At 62.0% G+C, this 19,162-nt stretch carries 7 protein-coding genes; 2 read left to right on the top strand and 5 right to left on the bottom strand.

Annotated features, from left to right (window positions below; genetic code table 11):
• Positions 1–3: 3 nt before the first annotated feature.
• Both BBF93_RS11505 and BBF93_RS11510 read right to left on the bottom strand, forming a co-directional pair.
• A complete protein-coding gene (locus BBF93_RS11505; RefSeq protein WP_162174058.1) occupies positions 4–2,412 on the bottom strand; it encodes a polysaccharide biosynthesis tyrosine autokinase in 2,409 nt (802 codons plus the stop codon).
• Between the two features lie 60 nt (positions 2,413–2,472).
• Positions 2,473–3,759 (bottom strand): outer membrane beta-barrel protein, encoded by a 1,287-nt coding sequence (locus tag BBF93_RS11510; protein WP_035600893.1) that lies wholly within the window; start codon positions 3,757–3,759, stop codon positions 2,473–2,475.
• Between the two features lie 369 nt (positions 3,760–4,128).
• Here BBF93_RS11510 and BBF93_RS11515 point away from each other — a divergent pair, with 369 nt between their 5' ends.
• A complete protein-coding gene (locus BBF93_RS11515) occupies positions 4,129–5,295 on the top strand; it encodes an L-lactate dehydrogenase (protein WP_114107068.1) in 1,167 nt (388 codons plus the stop codon).
• Between the two features lie 23 nt (positions 5,296–5,318).
• Here BBF93_RS11515 and BBF93_RS11520 read toward each other — a convergent pair whose 3' ends face one another.
• From BBF93_RS11520 to BBF93_RS11530, 3 genes are read right to left on the bottom strand one after another with little or no spacing between them, the layout of a single operon-like run.
• Positions 5,319–6,269, bottom strand: a complete 951-nt coding sequence (locus BBF93_RS11520; protein ID WP_114105992.1) for an alpha/beta hydrolase — start codon at positions 6,267–6,269, stop codon at positions 5,319–5,321.
• Between the two features lie 3 nt (positions 6,270–6,272).
• Complete coding sequence (locus BBF93_RS11525) at positions 6,273–12,542, bottom strand: type I polyketide synthase (RefSeq protein ID WP_162786529.1); 6,270 nt, start codon at positions 12,540–12,542, stop codon at positions 6,273–6,275.
• A complete protein-coding gene (locus BBF93_RS11530; RefSeq protein ID WP_162786530.1) occupies positions 12,508–17,058 on the bottom strand; it encodes a MupA/Atu3671 family FMN-dependent luciferase-like monooxygenase in 4,551 nt (1,516 codons plus the stop codon). Before BBF93_RS11530 ends, BBF93_RS11525 begins: the two co-directional genes overlap by 35 nt.
• Before the next feature lie 559 nt (positions 17,059–17,617).
• On the opposite strand from BBF93_RS11530, the gene BBF93_RS11535 reads away from it, so the two are divergent.
• Entirely contained in the window at positions 17,618–19,150 is a 1,533-nt protein-coding gene (locus BBF93_RS11535) for a lipopolysaccharide biosynthesis protein (protein WP_114105995.1), read from the top strand.
• The last annotated feature ends 12 nt before the right edge of the window (positions 19,151–19,162 follow it).

The following is a 19,162-nucleotide window of genomic DNA, read 5'->3' on the forward strand; positions in this document are numbered from 1 at the left end:
GGTCTATTCGGCCGAGATACGGTCGACAGGATCCTGCTTGCGGCCGCTTGCCTTGGACGGGGGTACCTGGATGGCGATCGCCGACTTCGGCCCCTGCTTGCTGGCCTTCGGTTTCTTCGGCTTCGACCAGCCGAACAGACCTGGCTTGGCTTCCATCTGATAGTATTTGCGATAGGCCTTGTAGGTCGCGCCCGGATCGCGGTGATGACGGCGGCGGTTGAGGTCGACCATGTTGAGCGTGACGCCCAGAACATCGGCCTTGAAGTTGCGCAGCAGCGTGAGCGACTGGCGGGCGGCCGAACGGGTCGTCTGACGCCAGCGGACCACGAGGATCGCCTTGTCCACCTTGCCGGCAACCACGCGAGCCTCAGCCATGAGCAGCAGCGGGCCAGTATCGATCAGGATGAGATCATACATCGCGCGCAGTCGCGACAGCAGCTCGTCAAACGCACGCGTGCCGAACACGTCATGCGGCGTATGGCCGTTCAGCGACAGCGGCAGGATATCGAGCATCGTCTTGTGATCCTTGACGATAGCATCAGACAGTTGGCCTGCGCCGAACAGATGCTCCACAAGGCCGATTTCCGGTTTGAGACCTGCCATCTCGGTGAGCTGACGGCGGCGGAAGTCGCCATCGATCACGAGGGTGCGCGAGCCGGACATGGCCGACATGCGGCCGAGGCTGAGTGCAAGACTGGTTTTGCCTTCATCGGGTAGCGAGGACGTAATCGCCACAGTCTTGGTCTCGCTGTCGAGATCGGAGAAGGCGATGGCCGCACGCAGATAGCGGATGCTTTCCGCATAGGCCGAGAGCGGATTTTCCACGAGGAAGTCCGCCGGACTGGTCTGGCCGAGGCCGAGAAGTCCCGCGGTACGGATAAGCGGCACAGACCCGATCGGGTTGGAGCCGAGCTTGTTCTCGACATCTTCCGAAGAACTGATGTTGGAGTCGAACAGTTCCGCGATGATCGCCAGGAAACCACCGATGATCAGGCCGAGAAGCGCGCCGATTACCAGGTTGAAGGCCTTGCGCGGAGATGCGGGAGAATACGGCACCGAGGCGGTCGACAGAATGCTGGAGTCTGCGGTGATGAGCGCATCCTGCTCGCGCGTCTGTTTCGAGCGGGCAAGAAATTCCTCGAGCATGACGCGGCTGGTCTGGGCATCGCGCTCAAGCTCGCGCAGACGCACCAGATTCACGTTGTTGCCGCGCAGCTGCGAGGTCGAACGGCCGATCTCGCCCTGAATGGATGAAAGCTGGGCCTGAGCCACGCGCAGTTCACTCTCGAGATTAGCCGCGATGCGGTTCATCTCGGCACTCATCTGCCGGTCGATATCGGCAACTTCGTTGCGCGCACTGATAAGGTCAGGGTGGCGGTCGCCAACACGGGTTTCAAGTTCTGCCACACGGCGCATGATTATCGAGCGCTGCGTCTTGAGATCGTTGATCAGCGGCGAGTTGATGACTTCCGACACACCCTCAACGCCGGCGCCGCTATCGATCTGGCGACGCATGCTTTCATAACGGGCGCGCGCACGATCCACTTCGATCTGAGCCTGGCCGCGCTGCGAAGTCAGGTAGCCGATCTGCTGTTCAGTCAGCGTCGTGCCCTGAGCTTCCAGAAGGCCTGTTTCGGCACGGAAGCTCTCGACACGTTGTTCTTTTTCCTCGACCTCGTCGCGCAGACCCGAGACACGCTCCTGCAGCCATTCGGTGGCCTTGCGGGTCGCATCATATTTCTTCTCGAGCTGCTGGACACGGTATTGGTCCGCAACCTCGTTAGCCAGGCGCGCAGCCGTTTCTGGAGACGTGCTGGTAACATCAACGGTCAGGAGATAAGTCGCCCCCACGCGGCCAACCCGCACCTTGGTCATCAGCGTACCAACAACACTTTCGAAGATTTCCGCTTCTTTCTGCTCGGCAGTCATGCCCGCGAAGGGATCCTTTTCGGAAGTATCTCCGCCAAGAAGTCCGACGACAGCCTTTTGCGCCGATGAAACAAGGCTCTCTTTCTTCGGACGCAGGGTCCAGTTGAACTCCGGATCTTCGATGAGCCTTTGCTTCTCGGCCACGCGCGCCAGAAGCGTCTTCGACCCGATAACGCGAACTTCCGTATCGATCACGGATGTCGTTGCGCCGCCGGCGCCGGAGAAGAGCGCGCCCAGGTCAATAACGTTGATCTGGTTAGTGTCGAGCTGAAGGACAGACTGCGCCCTGTAGGTCGGCGTCTGAGTAAAGGTCACGAAGATGACCAGGCTCATGACCGTGACGAAGCCGGCAAAGATCAGCCAGAAGCGCCGGTAAATCATGCTCATCAACGACTTGAGGTCGAAGGAACTCATGTCTACGCCACCAGTGTTTCCGGAAGGACCGGAGCTTGTGGGGATTTCGATCGTATATGACTTGGTCAAGGCAACGCTCTGGAACTTAATGGGAGGCCCGCAGGATGCAGGCCTCCAGGAGTAGGGGTATTACGGGAACAGACGGACGCCGACACCAACCGTCGTCACGCCGTAGGACGGATCGCCAAACACATCGACGCCCGACACATCGCGGTCAGCTCGATTGATAAAGGTGTCGAAATGAACGCGGCGGTTCATCTTGTAGGTCGCGGCAAGTTCGAAATCGGTGCCTTCGTCCTTGCGATCGATCTCTTCGAATTCGTACTGCAGATAATTGGCAGAAGCAGAGACCACGATGTTGCGGCGCAGTTCGTGATCGACGCGGACACCGGCCCGGCTCTCAACGGCCGTCGGCGCATCAAACAGGCCAGTATCGGTGACGCGGCGGTTACCATTGAAGGTAAGCGTCGTCAGCTGAGTGGGGAACCACTGGAGACGGCCATCGAAGGACAGACCACTGACTTCTTCAAAGAAGCTGTCATCCTTGGTTTCATTCAGATAGCCCACGGCCAAGTCGCCGCGGACCAGCGTGTTGAGTTCGAAGTCGACACCGCCGGCCACAGTGTAGCCTTTGGAATCGCGCGAACGCGGCAGACCACCGAAAACCTGCAGCACATCATAATCGCGCTGCTCATAGGTCGCCTGTCCGAACACGGCAAAGTTGGGCGAAACAGCATAGGACAGACGCGTGCGGCCATCGAGAACTGTGCGGTCGCGGTAGCTCTGGTCAATCGGGAGACCAGTGCCGATCTGGCGGCCGTTTTCGTAATCTTCATTGCGAATGCCCAGGCCGTTGGTCCAGCGCACCCGGTCATTCAGAAAGTTGGCCTCAACATTGGCGCCCTGGACGGAAACACCGATCGGCTTGTCCGGGCTGAAGACGTTGGTGATATCCGTGCGCGGTTCAACCCGGTCTTCCACATACACCGCCCCGCCGAGCGAGAAGCTGCGGGTCACATCAAGGCGGCCCCGCAGGCGCGCGCGAAGATCATTGTGGGACTCGTCGCCCTGGTCGAAATATTCGTTGCGGCGAGCGGAAACATCGAAACCGACATTGTGAACGCTCCAGGTCGTATCACCGGCGGCGGTCAGGCCAGCGCGGCCGATAGCGCCGGAATCCGTGTTTTGCGACACGACATAGATGTTGTCGGAATACGTAACACCCAGTTCGGCGGCAGAGCGAACCGAGAATGTGCCAAGACGGACCGGTTCGGGATCGAATTCGGGCTGCGCACGATCAAGTACCGCAGTGTACTTTTCACGGCTGTAATAGTCTGCGCCCTGTGCGTTGGCCACTGATGCAGCGACTGCACATACGGCGACGCTGGACAGGCTCAGGCGTTTCAGATCTGTCATGCTATTTACCATTCTCACTTTGACTGAGAGGCCGGTTAGGCCCGGTCTGTTGGCGGTCCCCTGCAAGTTCAACGCCACCCCGCCTGGCGGTCCTGAACGACTTGATATCAACGGATTTCCTGCCCCCTGTGTACGCGGAAATGGATTACAAATGAATATCACGATCCCGTAGATTTCTCCTGTCAGGACAAGTTTGCACCGCTGATCTCGCCCTGATGGCGCACGCCGTTAACCTTAACAAGGTCTAAAGGGCTGCTTTGAAATTTTATCAAAATTGAAATGTTGGGCTGTGGCGGGGTTTCAAAAAGCGAGCAATTTCCGATCAATTTGGCTTTGCCAGGCGCCGCCGGTATCCTCTACAAGCGGCCGATGCCGACATTGTCCCTCGCCCCCGCCTGTGCTGCCGACTACAGACTCCGAGCAGAAAAGCGCCTCCCGCGCTTCCTCTTCGACTATCTCGACGGGGGCGCGTATGCCGAACTGACCCTCCGGCGCAATGTGGCTGACTTCGAGGCTCTGGAGCTGCGCCAGCGCATCTTGAGAGATGTCTCCGCATTGACCACGGAGAAGCGTTTCCTGGGCGCCACATTAACGATGCCGCTGGCACTTTCCCCTGTTGGCCTGTCGGGCATGATGGCCCGCCGGGGTGAAGCCAGCGCCGCGAAGGTCGCCGGGGAGTTCGGCCTCCCCTATTGCCTCTCCACCCTGTCCATCTGCTCGGTCGAGGAAGTCGCCGCAGCCACCAAGGGCCCGCTCTGGTTCCAGCTCTACATGATCCGCGACCGCGGCTCGGTGGCAGACCTGATCGCCCGCGCCCGGTCTGCGGGAGCTGCGGCTCTGGTCCTGACCGTCGATCTGCCGGTCGTCGGTACGCGCTACCGCGACGTGCGCAACACCATGAGCGGTGGTGGCGGCGCGTGGGCGCGCGTGCGCCGGGGCCTCCTATCCTACATGATGCACCCCAGTTGGTCGCTGGATGTCGGCGTCCGGGGCGGGCCTCATATCCTCGCCAACGTCGCCCCTTACGTCAAAAACGCGTCTACCCCGGCAGACTTCTCCGCCTGGGCCAATTCCTCGCTCGATCCCTCGGTCAGCTGGAAAGATATCGAATGGATCAAGTCCCAATGGGGCGGACCGCTGATCATCAAGGGCATCCTGGACCGCGAAGACGCGCTGGAAGCCGTCAATTGCGGCGCTGACGGAATTGTCGTGTCAAACCATGGGGGCCGCCAGCTGGACGGGGTGGCCTCCTCCATACGCGCCCTGCCCCCGATTGCCGAAGCGGTTTCGGGCAAGACGCTGATCCTGATGGATGGCGGCATCCGCTCAGGCCAGGACATGCTCAAGGCCCTCGCCAGCGGCGCAGACCTCACCATGATGGGCCGCCCCTGGGTCTACGCCCTCGCAGGCGGCGGCGAAAAGGGGCTCGCCCATCTGCTGGCCGCAATGAAGGGCGAGCTCACCGTCTCGATGGCCCTGACCGGCATCACAAAGGTCACGGAAGCCTCCCCCGGGCTGCTTGCCGGCAACGATTGATCTGTAGCGAAGGAAACGCCGGATCAGTCAGCCGCCCTCAGCGCTTCGATAAACCCATCCACGCGCGCGCGATACTCTGCCTCGCGGATGTTGTACCCATCGCAATGGCCGGCCTCTTCAATCAGCCAATAATCCGCTGTCTGATTGCTGCGCTCAACCAGCCGGTCAGCATGGGCTTCGATCACCCAGGGATCCTGCCCGCCATGGATCAGCAGGAGGGGACGGGGCGCAATCTGACCGATAACGTCCTCCGGCCGCTCATAGTCCTCCAGCCCCATCCGCCAGCGCGACATGGCCACAACCGCGCGCCCCCAGATGCTGGTTGCCCAGTTGGCTTTCAGGCCAAGCTTGCCAAGCCGCCGGTTTGCCTTGTCAGCGACGAAATCTTCAAAACTGGAGAGGGACGCCTCCACGATGATCCCATCAATGGAGCTGTCCCGCGCAGCCGCAATAATGGCGGCAGACCCACCCAGGGAACATCCATAAGCAACCACTGTCTTGTGGCCGCGCCGGCGCATTTCCTCCACTGCAGCCACGGCGTCCTCCGCTTCTCGCACCGCCAGGCCGATGCCCCGGCCGCGACCATCGCTCAACCCGTTTTCGCGGGCATCAAACATCAGAACGTCTGCGCCCAGCCCATGCAGCATCGACAGCTGGTCAAAATAGCTTTGACGATTGCCGCCGGCTCCATGCAAGGTCACAATGGCTAGATCCGCAGGCTGAGCTGATGGCACCAGCCAGCCGCGCACCGTCTGCCCATTGCGCGCCGGAAAGCTGATATCCTCGAAATCGAGGCCTGCCTCGGTCTTGGGGGTCTGCGCGAAGGTGAACGTTTTGGGATCAGGCTGATGATAGCCTTGCGGGCTGGTCAGCGACCTGGACTCCAGCCAGACCGCAACGAAGCTGGCCAGAAGCAGGACTATAATTGCCACCAACACTGCGGCGCCAATACCGCCCAACGACCAACCGTTCATGCTTCACGCGTCCTCGAACTGTTCAATATTCCGGGCATTCAGCACCGCCAGCCGCCGCTGAAGCTCCTCGACGATAACCCCGATACTGCCATCAGCCAGCAATGTGTCATGGTAGGCATCCAGTGTAACGATATCCAGCTTCCCGGTAATCAACCCCTGCCAGCCGAGCATCTCGCCCGACCTGGCAAACATCGCGCTGGTGCGCTCCGCTCTGAACAGAAGAACATCGCCATCATAGGGCTCGGGGAAATAGCGCCCCTGTGCCTCAAGATACACAGTTTCGCATTGCTCCGACAGCATCTCGATCTGGGACTTCCCCTGATGCTCGCCATTACCGGTCAGCTTGGCCTGGATCTTTTCCTTGAGACGCCCGCCGTGATGGGTAATCCGCCGCGCAATATAAGCACCATCAAGCTTCGTCAGCATACCAATCTTATCAGCGAGACTGAGCGGCATGGAGGCTTCCTGCGGGGCAAGCGTGTCCAGCATTGCAAGAAGCTCAACCTCGCGGCCACTCCGCCGCAGCTGGTGTGCCATCTCCACAGCAATCACGCCGCCGCCGGAATAGCCGACCAGCCGGTAAGGCCCGTGCGGATCGACCGTCAACATGTGGCGAATATAAAGTTCCGCCATCTCTTCAACCGTCTCGAGGAAGGGTAACGTCCCGTCGATCCCCTGCGCTTCAATTCCGTAGATCGGTGTGTCGCCGCGCAGACGGTCCGCGAGCGGTTTGAACCAGAGTATGTTGCCGCCTGCCCCATGAATGAGAAAGACCGGCTTTACACCCGGCGCTCCGGGCGCCATCCGCACCAGAGGCGTCCAGCGGCTCTTGGCCGGCGGTTTCGCTGCGCGTGGTTTAGACGTTTCAGATTTCTTCTTTGGCTCCGGCGGATGTGCGGCGGGCGCCGCCGCAGGCTCTTCTTTTGCGGCTGTGTCTTCGGGCTGGTCAGGCATTTTCTCTCGAACCAGCAAAGCCAGTGTGCGGATCGTCGGAGCCTGCAATAGCGCGCTGAGCGCCAGTTCCACGCCCATCTCGCGCCGGATACGCGCAAACAGACGCACGCCCGTCAGAGATCCTCCGCCATAAGACAGGAACTCCTCATCGAGACCCAGCGTCTCAACGCCCAGGATTTCCGAACACATCTGCGCAAGGCGCTGCTCCACCGGATCGCCACCGGTCATCACCCTGTTTTCGGACGATGCGGACTTTGCGGTCATGGCAGGCCCGTTGGTAGCCCGCAGGATCTGCGCCACAGAGACGGGCGATACAACGAATGAGCGCCCGCCCTGCGCGAAAAGCTGCTCAAACACCGCCTGCGCCTCAGCCGCGCGGATCCCTTCCGCCAACAGACGGTCCCGTATGGGGGCCGACATATCCGGAACAGCGGGGATTTCCCCTCCGAAAGTCACGCGCTTGAACGACGCCCCCCGGATTTCAAGCAGCACTGCGCCGTTCTTGTCCACAAGGTCCACATCAAAGGTGGCAGCGTCATCGCTCTGCGATGTCAGCCGGCTCTCCGCCGTGAATTCCCCGGTAAGCGCCCGGAACACACGGACCGATTCAATCGAAACCGGCGCAAACACCCCGCGTTTTACATCATTCTCCAGCAGGAAGAGCCCCGCTGCAAAGCTGGTGTCGAACAGCGCCGGATGGATACGGTAGGTTTTCAGATCGGCTGAAAATTCTTTGGGCAGAGCAAATGCGGCGCTGACGGCGCCGTCGCCCGTGGCCGCGCGCGCAACATTGCTCCAGCGCGGTCCAAAGCCGACACCGCGCTCGGCCAGCGTCAGGCGTCCGGCATCGAGCCCCGTGTTGCAGGAAGCTGTGGCTACCGGGCTTTGCGCGGATGTCCGCTTTGCCACCTGCGCATCGAAATGCAGCAGCCAGGTCTCCCCGGCATGCGCCCGGCTCTCCACCTCAATGCGGAAGCCATCCTCCTCCAGCGGCGTCAGCGTTGTGCGCACCTGGCGGGATTGGCGAGGCCGGATCGCCAGCGGTGCAACATAGCTTATCTGGCTGATCTCGATGGCATCCCCAAGGCCCGCGCTCAACGCGGCCGCACTCGCAATCTCTACGTAAGCTGCGCCGGGCAGCACAGCAATATCGCCGATCCTGTGCTCGCTCAGTGTCCAGAGGGTTGCCTCCGAATAGGTTTCCGCAAATTGCAGCGTGCCGTCCTTCGTTTCCTGCCGGGCGCCCAGCAGCGGATGCACGGAGCCGGCATTGCCCACAGCGCCGGCATCGGCGGCGCGTTTGGCCATGCCGATATCGGCCCAGACACCCCAGGTAATGACCATGCCATCCTTGCGCGAAGCCGCCACAGCTTCGGCAATCGCATTGCCCGCCACATAATCGCTCTGTCCCGGCGGCGTGATCAGCACGCTGGTGGACGAGAATACCGCAAAAACATCCAGCGTACCGTCCGGCAACAGATGGTCCAGAACACGGGCGCCTTCTGCCTTGGCCGAAAGCACCCGGCGCGCCTCATCCAGAGATTTCATCGCCATGGGCGTGTCATCAATCATGCCGGCTGCATGGAAAACGCCATTTACGGCGCCGAACCGTTCGCGCGCCTGTGCCAGCACGGCGTCCATCGCCGCCTGGTCGGCCACGTCCGCTGCCACCACCAGCACTTCGCCGCCGAGTTCTTCCAGCGCCAGCAGATCGCGCGCCCGCGCCACATCGGCTGGCGCGCCCCATCCCGCCGCCAGTTGGCTCCAGCTTTCACGCGGCGGCGCCTGCGTCCGTCCGGTCAACACCAGCCGCGCTTTCATCGCCCCGGCGAGATACCGCGCCAGTTCGAGACCAATGCCGCCCAGACCGCCCGTGATCAGATAAACGCCCTTTTCGCGCAGCGCCGGGCGCAGCTGCGCCGTCGCCCCCCGCTTCAGGGCGGGCGCAAGGCGCTGGCCATGGCGCCAGGCGGTTACGGCGGCATCCCCCGTAGAATCCAGCTCACTGATGATTGCACTGGCGCGCAGCGCAGGCTCGTCAGCAGCATCAAAATCCACCACACGCGCCCGCACGCCCGATTGCTCGGCGCTCAACATCCGCCACGGCCCGAGAACGCCTGCCTGCATCGCGTCACACGCATTGCCCTCTTCAGCGGCGAGGGCATTCTGTGTCGCGGCAAGGAAAAGCGCCTGTTCTGCCCAACCGGAAAGCTGCAGCGCCTTTGCCAGCGCAAAGCTCGCCTCAAACGCGCCGAGGGGGGCCTCCCCGCCGGCAAAAATCAGTGGCCAAAGGAATATGACAGACTCCGGCGCGTCGACAGCTTTGGAAAGTTCTTCGATCAGCCCGGAATAATCCTGCGCGCCCGCATTGAATACAAAGTCGCCACCCGTCTGCAGGGGCGCCGCCGCGTCAGGATCATGGCGCACGAGAACACATGTATCGCCGCGCGCGCGCAGCCGGCTGATAGCCTCAGCGGCAAAATCGCTGCCGTCACTGAACACGATATGCGTGCGGACGCCATGCGCGGCGGTTTCCACCGGCGCGGCATCGAACACCCGCGCCTCGAACCAGTCTTTTACATCCGAAGCCCGGAATATCTGCGGCTCATCCGTCTCGGCAGCCGCCTTGCCTTTTCCAGGCTCGATCCAGTGCCGCTGACGCTCGAAAGCATAAGTTGGCACCGAAACCTTCCGGTGTCCTTCACCCTTCCGCACACGCGCAAAATCAACAGGCATGCCCAGCGACCAGAGATGGCCAAACGCCGACAGCGCAAAGGATTCCGCATCAAGCTGCTCGACTGCCGTTGGCAGGCTCGCCACCACGCCGCGCGGGGAATGCTCGGCCTGCGCCAGACCGGCCAGGGCGCACAGCGCCTGTCCCGGCCCGATCTCCACCAGAATTGTCTCAGGCTTAGACAGTGCCGCTGACAGACCGTCAGCAAACCGCACACAGCCGCGCAGATGGTTTACCCAATAGTCGGATGCCGCCAGTTCCTGCGGGTTGGCCGGCGCGCCGACAAGATTGTTGATGAACTCGATCTTCGGCGGTGACAGCTTCGCCTTGTCCAGCCGCGCGCGGAAGCGCGCGAGCCCGCTGTCCAGCATCCGCGAATGCGCCGCCACCTTGATACGCACGGGCGCATGCTTGATACCCCCCGCCTCGAGACGTTTTGAAAACGCCGCCAGCGGCGCGTCCGCGCCGGATACGACCGTCACCTGCGGCGAGTTCAGTACTGCGATATCCAGATCCTCACCGATGAGCGCGCGCACGCGCGCTTCATCATCCTGAACACTGATCATACCGCCCGCAGGCACCGTCTCGAAAACTTCGCCGCGCACGAGAACTATGCCAATCGCATCTTCGAGCGACATGATACCTGCCAGCACAGCGGCAGCATACTCGCCTGCGCTATGACCAATCACGGCGTCTGGCGTCACCCCCCAGCTTTGCCAGAGTTTGGAAAGCGCATACTCGACAATGAACACCGCCAGCAAAGAATAGGTCGGCCGTTCCAGCGCGACAGAGTCTTGCTTGAACTCAGAGGACTCAAACATCAGCCTGCGGATGTCTCTGGCAAGGCCCGCCTCAAGGATCTTGAAACAGTCCTCAACGGCGCCGCGGAAAACCGTATTGTTCTCGTAGAGCGAGCGGGCCGCGTTGGGATATTGCGCGCCGCCGCCGGGAAACATGAAAACGATGCGCGGCTTGGCATCCTTCGCAACGGACGCCGTGCGCCGCCAGGGGCCATTCGGCGAAAGCTGCTCGGCCAGTTCGTGCGCATTGGCCGCGACCACGGTTGCCCGGTGCGCAAAATGCTTCCGGCCTGTCTGGGTGGTGAATGCGGAATTGGCGATACAGAAATCCGGTCCCGGCGTTTCGGCAAAATCGCGCCATTTGGCGACAAGCCCCTCGAGCGACACCCGGGTTTTCGCAGACAGGGTGACGATCTGCGGCCCGGACGCCATCACCGGCGCGCGCACGGGCGGCTCCTCTATCACGACATGCGCGTTCGTTCCGCCAACCCCAAGAGAGTTGATGCTTGCCCGGCGCGGCCTGGCGTTGCGGCGCCATTCCTTCTGCTCACCAACCACCCGAAACGGACTGCGCGCAAAATCAAACCGGCTGTTGGGCTTGGAGAAATTGAGCGTTGCAGGCAGCTTTTCGCCGCGCATCGCCAGCACAACCTTGATCAGCGAGGCAATGCCCGCCGCTGTATCCAGGTGGCCGATATTCGTCTTTACAGAGCCAATCCCGATGGAGCCGGGCGCAGCATCGCCATAAGCCTGCTGAAGCGCCGACAGCTCGATCGGGTCGCCCACCAGCGTGCCCGTGCCGTGTGCTTCAATATAGTCCACGCTCTCCGGCTCCACACCGGCAATCGCCAACGCTTCGGCCGCGGCCATCGCCTGCCCGTCAATGCTCGGCGCCAGATAGCCGGCCTTGCGCGCGCCATCATTGTTGATGGCAGAGCCAAGGATCACCCCATGAATATTGTCGCCATCGCGCAGCGCATCATCGAGACGGCGCAGCGCCACCACGGCCGCGCCGCTACCGAATAGCGTGCCATCTGCTTCGTCGTCAAAGGCGCGGCAACGCCCCGTTGAGGACAGGATTTCACCCTCCGCATACCGATAACCGCGGCCATGCGGCAGATCGATGCTCGCCCCGCCCGCCAGCGCCATGTCGCATTCGCGCGCCAGAAGGCTCTGCACCGCCATGTGGATCGCCACCAGAGATGTGGAACACGCCGTCTGGATGCCGACGCTCGGGCCGTGCAGGTTCAGCAGGTAGGACACCCGCGTTGTCAGGAAGTCCTTGTCATTGCCGGTGTGGCGCAGGAGGAACATGCCCTCGCTCTCAACCAGTTCAGGATTGGAGAGCAGATTGAATGCAAGATAAGCCTGCATCCCGCATCCGCCAAACACGCCGACAGCGCCGTCAAATTCATCCGCAGGCACATGGCCTGCGTCTTCCAGCGCTTCCCAGCAGCATTCCAGGAAATGCCTGTGCTGCGGATCCAGGATCGCCGCTTCCCTGGGGCTGAAGCCGAAGAAGCCTGCATCAAACATTTCCATGTCCGGCAGGGCCATCGTCGCCCGGATGTAACGCGGATCCTGGATGGCGGCGAAGGACTCCCCCGCCGCCAGCAGCTCCTCCGGCGTCAGCCAGCGGGTCGCGTCCCGGCCCGCTTCCAGCATGGACCAGTATTCACGAACTGACCGGGCGCCGGGGAAATGCCCGGCCATGCCAACGATGGCGATGCTGTTCTCATCCGCCATGCCATCAAGCCCCGGCAGGATCGCGGCGGCGCGCGGCAAGGCGTGCCTGCGCCCGGCCGATGCCCGTGTTCGGCTTATCCTTGTCATCGCTGCCGCCGCCCCGAATGCGGGCCGCAAGCGTGCGAACCGTCGGAAAACGGAAGACATCCGTGATCGTCACAGCGCCGGAAAACTCGCTCTGCACACGGCGCAGCATCTGGAATGCCAGCAGGGAATGCCCGCCCAGATCAAAGAAGTTGGCGTTCACATCCACGGCCGAAAGGCCCAGCAGCTCGCCCCACAGGGCCGCCAGCTTCTGCTCCACTTCGTCAGTCGGCGTCTCGACGGCACCTTGCACCACGGCTTCCGGCGCCGGCAGCGCCTTCCGGTCGATCTTGCCATTCGGCGTCAGCGGCAGACCGCTGAGAACAACAATGTGCGCCGGGACCATGATTTCCGGCAGGCTGTGTGAAAGTTCCGCACGCAGCGCTTTCGTGTCCAACTCTGCGCCGGGCTTCACCACGCAATAGGCCACCAGGCGCTTGCTCTCGCTGGTATCGCCCAGCGCCACCACCACGGACTGGTTGATGCCCTCCTGGGCCACCAGCGCCGCCTCGATCTCGCCAAGCTCGATCCGGTGGCCCCGCAGCTTCACCTGATGGTCGATCCGCCCAAGGAATTCCAGTTTGCCATCAACATGGCGGCGCACAAGATCGCCCGTGCGATACATCAACTCGCCGGGCCGGTCTGTCAGTGTCACAAACCGCTCCGCCGTCAGTTCCGGGCGGTTCCAATAACCCAGCGTTACGCCATCCCCACCGATCAGCAGCTCGCCTGCGGCCAGCGCCGGTTGAGGATGCCCGGAGGCGGAGTCAATGCGCAGCGTGGTGTTGAGCAGCGCTTCGCCCAGCGGAATGAAATCCCCCACCTCGTCGATATGACACATGGCCGACCAGATCGTCGTCTCGGTCGGGCCATACATATTGAACAGTTTCGCTTGCGGAGCATTTGCCCGAAGAGACTTGGCCAGCTCCATCGGCAGCGCTTCACCGCCCACGCAGATCACCTGCAGCCCCGCCAGCCGGTCACGCTCCCCGCCCAGCATCATCGCCATGGAAGGGGTACACTGAAGATGCGATGCACCAAAGAATTCGATATCCTCGGCCACCGTATGGCGCCCCTCATGCGACGGCATTGCGCCGGCCCGGTCCATCACGCGGCGCAGATAGGGCAGATGCTCGATGGCCAGATCCTGATCCACACCGAAATCAACCAGACAGCCGATCTCGTCCACGCCTATGCCGTGAACCCGGCGCGCCATCTCGGCGCAAGTTTCCACTGAGCCGAAGAGGCCGCTCGTCTGGAAGTACCGCTCGAAGGCATGGTCGAGCAACGCGTCCATTTCCTCAGGTGTGAGCGGCTCGGCATCCATCACTTCCTGCGCGGTGCGGCCCGTTGCCTGCCCGCGCTGCACCAGGGTCGGGAAGGTCCAGGCAGCATCGCGCACAAGGTCAACGGCTGTGCGCAGATAGTTCTTCATCGGCTCACGGACGACCTCGCGAACCCCCTCGTCCGTGTCGCCCACGAATGAGTGCAGCATCAGCGTCACCCGGCCTTCGCCTGGATGCCCAGCCTGCTTCCATGCCTCGCGATACTTGGCGATGTTGCCGCCAAGCTCTGCGACCGACATGCCCAGAAGGTGTGTCAGCACATTATATCCTTGGCGGCCGGCGCTCTCGAACGCTTCCGGCGCCTTGGCAATCGTCAGCCAGATCGGCAGCTCTTTCTGAACCGGGCGCGGCTGGGTGCGGGTGGGCACCTCAACGCCATTGGGATTGACGAAAGGAACCGCCTCCCCGCGCCACAGCCGTTTCAGGATATCAATCCGCTCGTTCAGCGTTTCCTTGCGCTTGGCGAAATTATCCGGGGCCAGAACAAAATCGTTCGGCTGCCAGCCCGTGGCGATGGCCAGCCCAACACGCCCGCCCGAGATATTGTCCACAACCGACCAGTCTTCGGCCACGCGGACTGGATGGTGCAGCGGCAACACGCAACTGCCCGCGCGGATATGTACCCGCTTGGTGATCGAGGCCAGCGCTGCGCTCGTCACCGCCGGGTTGGGGTAGGAGCCGCCAAAATCATGAAAGTGGCGCTCCGGTGTCCAGATGGCTTCAAAACCATTCTCGTCGGCAAACCGCGCGCCGGCAAACAACAGCTTGTACTGATCGTCATTGGCCGAGGAGGACGCAGCAAAATAGAACAGGCTGAACGGCTTTGCCTTGCGCGCCTCGGCGCCATGCAACGCCACAATCAGGCCGCGCGACAGCGTCCAGAACAGCTCCAGCACGGAGATGTCGAAGTTGGGACTGGTCACAGCCAGCCAGGTATCGCCATCCTTGTACGGAAGGCGTACATCCATCGCCGCGAAGAAATTCGCCAGCGCGCCATGCTGAACCTTCACGCCTTTCGGGCGGCCGGTGGAGCCGGAAGTATAGATGAGATAAGCCAGATCCTGCGGACCGACATCCACAGGGCGCCAAGTGCCAGCGGAAGCGCTGCGCAGATCACCGAACGCCAGCTGCTGGGCGCGCACGCCGTGCTGCGCGCCGGACGCATCAATGATCACAAATCGCGATTGGCTGTCTTCCAGCATGAAGTCCAGCCGGTCCGCCGGGTAGGCCGGGTCCAGCGGCACATAAGCGCAGCCCGTCTTGAGCACAGCCAGAAGTGCGACGACCATGTCGATCGAGCGGTTCATGCACACGCCCACTGTTTCGCCAGGGCGTACACCGCGCGACATCAGTTGTTCGGCAACGAGGTTTGAAACCGCATCAAGCTCCGCATACGTCATCGAAGCGTCGCGGGTGCGTAGAGCAATCCTGTCCGGCGTGCGGGCGGCCTGATTGGTCACCCCCTGATGCATCGAAACAAAGGGCACAGCCACCGCCTGCCCCGCCTCAAATCCGGCCAGCACCTCGCGCTCTGCCGCCGGGCGCACGTCCATCTGCGTCAGCGTCTGCTCCGGCAGGTCTCTCAGGGCAGCCAGCGCTGTCCCGATATGCCCGGCCAGTGCCTCCGCCACATCGGCATCATATGCAGCCGCAGACACATGCAGTGTCAGCCCGTCATCGCCAGCACGCAAAACAATATCCGCATTCGGATGTTTCGGCGCCTCATCACCCAAGGCAACGGCCAGCGTGAAATCGTCGGCGCGGCCTTGCGCGCGCTCAGACCGCGTGCGGCGCATATAGGCGTCACACGCCAGCGGCGCCTTGTCCTTCGCGGCAACTGCCAGCGCGCGCGCCTGCGCCACCAGCTCTGCGCCTTTGGCTGCTCCGGTGACATCCAGCACCAGCGGCCGCCAAGGCGCAAACCAGGGCGCAAACCGGCCCAGGCTGGCCCATTGCGCGCTGTCATGGAATGCAATCGCCGCCGAAGCGCCGCCGCCCACATGCGTAGACCAAGCCGCCAGCGCCGCCACGCCAAGCGCCACATCGCCGCGCGCGTCCAGAACGAATTTATGCTCGCCCCCGGCAGGCTTCATGGCGCGGGGATAGGGCGCCGCCTCGCTGGCCACAGCGCGGGTGCTGTGCGCCATCCAGAACGTCTCCGCCTTCGCCGCTGCCACCGTGTGGCGCCCCAGTTCGGCAATCTCGTCCGCCAACAGGTCTGGCAGGCGCGCGCCGATGCGCAGATCGTCCGCCTGCGCCGGAATGACCATCACGCCCCGCGCGCAGGTCAGCCCTTTGACACGCAGCAGCTTGCCGCCCTCCGCGGCCACAACGATGCCATCGTCCTCCTGCGCCGTAATGGTACCGTGTGGCACAGGTGAAGCGGCATCTCCTGCCGCCTCAACATCGCCCACCAGCAGCACGCGCTGCCCGGTCCACAGCTTCAGGAAAGACAGCGTGTTGGTGTACGGACCGAACGACATCGCCCGCGAAAGGGCCAACGTCTGATCCACCGGCACATCAAAGCGCAGTGTCGCCGCCGCCTCGGGCCGCTTGTACCGGCCAAAGTAAGTCCGCTCGCCTTCCTGCGCCCGCAGGGAAACATTCCCTGCCAGAAGCGCCGGGATCATCGCCTTGAAGGCGGCAAGGCCCGCCTCGAAACATTTGGCGTTGAGGCTGAAAGCGGTGTCGTTCGGATCCATCGCGACGGGCGCAGCCTCAACAATGCCGCCCATATCCGCCTCGGCGGTCATCTCATGCCAGGTTACGCCATGGCTCGCCTCGCCGCCGAGAATAGCCCAGGAGGTGGCGTTCAGGCCTGCATAGCGCGGCAGAGGGCCGTCATGAAAATTGATCGCCATCTTGCGGGCGCGCTTCAGCAGCGCCTCGGACAACATGTCGAGATTGGCAATACTGAGAAGATAATCGAAGTCGAGCGCGTCAAGCTCACCCGTGTTGACCGAACTCTTGTTCAGCACACGCAGGCCGGCTGCTTCCCCATGGCTGGCAATGGCCCCGTCCTGAGTAACAATCGCCGCCACCTGGCCACCCGACGCCAAATAAGCATCAAGACATTGCAGCAATAGCGGACCATCGCCTACGAAAAGCGCACGAATATTGTTCACGAACCACCCACTATACGTGTTTTTACTACCAAATTTCCCCACCAGCACGCTACCTCGACGTTAAGGATCGATCAAGCCAGCGGCCTTTGTCACTAGGTCACATTCGATCAGCTTTGGTAAAAATTATAAGCTGAAATTCGTTCGAAACAGGCCGAATGGGCCTCTCGCTTTCCTCCCAGCAGACGGTTTCCCTTCGTCTGATCGCTGCTTGCCCCGCTGGTCCGGCCTGTCGCGCCGGAGGTGAACGGGCAATGATATCCCCTTCACGCTTTCTGCCTGCATGCACTCCGGATTATTGCGCATACCGCCAAATTCCTCCCTGCGCCCCCCTCCCCAGCCGGCGCAGTTAACGCCCTGCAGGATTTAAACCAGAGGCTGTGGAGGGGCTGCTCCCTGTGCCGCCATACCGCTGGCAGTCTCAAAATCTTCAGACTTCCGAAACACTTGGCTCGCTTCTACTCAGCCGCACTGGCCAAAGGCATGCGTCTTGGCACAAGAATCTCATACTGACCCTGCCTTCCGGATTACGTTTCGAACTGAAACACACAAAGATACGCGCATGACCAGTGATCAGAGCCCGGCGGCCCCGGCCCAAGACCAAGAGGTGTCCTCCCGGCAGGTTCTGCGGGCAGCGGCCTGGCTTGGGCTTGCCAAAATATCCAGCTACGGCCTTGGTTTTGCGGGCACAATCATCCTGGCGCGCATTCTGGTGCCCGAAGATTTCGGCGTCATCGCGCTCGCCATGGCGATCATGGGCATTCTGGCGGGCCTGCTCGATCTGCCGGTCACTCAGGCGCTGATTGCCCTCCAGTCGCCCACCGATGACGAGTTCGACACCGCCTGGACTATCTCCATCATCCGTTCCATTCTGGTATCGCTGCTGCTTCTAGCCATCGCCCAGCCCATGGCGATGATATTCAAGATGCCGGAAGTATCCGGCGTCATCATCGCCCTCACACTGAACGTGATGCTCTTTGGGCTGAGAAATCCGTATTTCGAGAATTTCGCCCGCTCATTGAACTTCACCTGGGATGTCATCACCGAAATCATCTCCAAGACGGTTCAGGTGATTGTCAGCGTTTCCGTTGCGCTGATGTGGAAATCCTATTGGGCCTTCGTCATCGGCCTCATCGCCGGCACTCTGGCGGCGATGATCCTGACCTACCTCACCTATCGCAAGCTGCCCCGCCTGTCGCTCCGCTCGCCCAAGCGCCTGTTCGATTATTCGATCTGGCTTGGCCTCAGCATGATCGTCAGCCGCCTGACAGCAGAAAGTGTAAATCTGATCGCCGGCCGCCGGTTTGGCCAGGGCACCCTCGGCCAGGTCCATATCGGCAACAAGCTGTCTTCCGACATCTCCTACCTCATTCTCGTGCCGATCATGCGGTCGCTGTTCTCAGCCTTCAGCCGGCTCTCCGACGATATCTATCGCTTCCGCCACGCCTATCTGAAGGCGCAGTCGGCGACCGTCGCGCTCGCCATGCCGGTCGGGTTTGGCCTTGCCCTCGTCGCCGATCCGCTGATCCCGCTGCTGCTGGGCCCCGGCTGGGAACTCGCTATCGTGATTGTCCAGTTCTACGCGCCCTGCACCGGCCTGCTACTGGCCACCGGCCCGATCCGCTCGGTCGCCATGGCGCTCAGCCGCACAAATCTGATGCTGAAGCGGGATGTGGTCGTGCTCATTATCCAGGTCAGCTGCCTGCTGCTCGGCACTTGGCTGTATGACTTCATTGGCTTCCTTGCCGCCTATGCGGTCTCCACCTTTATCGCCACCGTCATCAATCTCTACTTCCTCAAGGGGCTGATCCAGATCAGCATCGTCGATCAGCTAAAGAATTTCAGCCGGTCGATCCTCTCCACTGCCGTGATGATCGGCGTGGTCCTCTTTGTCCGCCCGCTTGCCGAATTCTCCGATACCTTCTTCGGCAATGTGTTGACGGTCGGCATTCTCGCGCTTGCAGGCGCACTGGCCTATGCCGCCGCCCATACCTTGTTCTGGATCGTGAGCGGCCGCCCCGAAGGAATCGAGCGGTCAGCGCTGAACGCGGCAGAGAAAATCAAGCCGAAACTCGCGCGCTTCGGCATCCGCTGAAGCAGCCCGCGC

It is taken from the genome of Hyphomonas sp. CACIAM 19H1 (genome assembly GCF_003325995.1).
Classification (GTDB): Bacteria; Pseudomonadota; Alphaproteobacteria; order Caulobacterales; family Hyphomonadaceae; genus Hyphomonas; species Hyphomonas polymorpha.